The organism is Bartonella sp. AP3QHHD (assembly GCF_042195765.1).
Classification (GTDB): Bacteria; Pseudomonadota; Alphaproteobacteria; order Rhizobiales; family Rhizobiaceae; genus Bartonella.
The window spans coordinates 1-1,094 of sequence record NZ_JBHIPC010000003.1 but is presented as its reverse complement, the minus strand read 5'-3'; the positions used below and the strand labels follow the sequence as shown (position 1 = coordinate 1,094).

Sequence of the window (1,094 nt, the reverse complement as noted above, 5' to 3'; positions counted from 1 at the left end):
TTCAACAAGCGTGACCATCCGACGACCGTTTTCAACATCAATGCTCCCTTCATCACTGTAATAATCAAGATCATTATGGTGAACACCTTCATGAGAGCTCCCATCCCTTGCCCAATCTGCACTCAGCTCTGTCCAATGAGATTTGGGAAACATCTGCTTAGCTACTTCTAACGGCTTGCGGTCTACATACCACAAACGTTGCGCATCGGTTAAATTCGGTTGCACCGCTGCACTATCCCAAACCATCTTTAACGGGTCTAAACGCGTAATTACCGGTTCACCATCGAGGCTGTTCTCATAATCAAGCCGTGTATCAGTCCACCCCATGCCGCAGATAACCGCATCTTGGAAAGCATCACTATCAGCGTATTCGGCATGCGCCATGTCCCGAAACCATTCTGCCGCACCGGTAAGCAATTCACTAGGCAATGCCTTCCCTACTTGACGGGGAATAAACTGCACTTCGCGCTTGTTATTACGCTCTGACCCCACAACGGCATTGACCAATGGGGCAATACGATTAAAGGTCATAACGGGGCGGCGTTGCTTTTTTAACGCCGATAAATCTTCTTCATTCCATTGATCACCATTGTAAAAACCAAAATCCTCCCGCGCATGTTCACGCCATTTATTCACATGCTCCACATCTTCTTTGTACCAGCTCACAAGCTTGCGAAATAAGCCTTCTGTCGACAAATCTGATGCGTTACTTTCTTTATCTAAATGCTCTTCATCATACATCATTCTGCCATCCATGAGGTACTCTCATATTCCGTTCTGCCGCTATAAGCTGGTCGCTTTTGTATTTCTTTTGGTGGTTTGTATGAAATACACATCAGTCCAAAGGCATCTGCCCCATGACTGGACCAATCGTGCTCTGCTCCCAAGCCAATATTGCGCTTCTCATCCCATTTCTCGTGATACCAGTTCAGCGCCTTACGTCCTGCTACCGTCGTCTTTTCATTAAACCAAACAGAAGGCAAAACACGGCGGACTGTTTCTATACGTATCTTAACAGCTCCTGCTCCCTGATTAGGGATAACTTTTGTTTGAAAGCCTGCCTGTTTAAGAGCGCTCTCAAAACTCACATTGTG

Annotated in this window: 1 protein-coding gene and 1 pseudogene; both read right to left on the bottom strand. The window is 46.3% G+C overall.

Annotated elements, in window-relative coordinates; genetic code table 11:
- Nucleotides 1-756 (bottom strand): portal protein (locus tag ACFIL7_RS00080; RefSeq protein ID WP_375635125.1); only part of this gene is annotated, 756 nt, incomplete at its 3' end.
- Nucleotides 741-1,094 (bottom strand): annotated as a pseudogene (locus tag ACFIL7_RS00075) (PBSX family phage terminase large subunit); the annotation flags it as partial. The pseudogene ACFIL7_RS00075 and the gene ACFIL7_RS00080, both read right to left, overlap by 16 nt.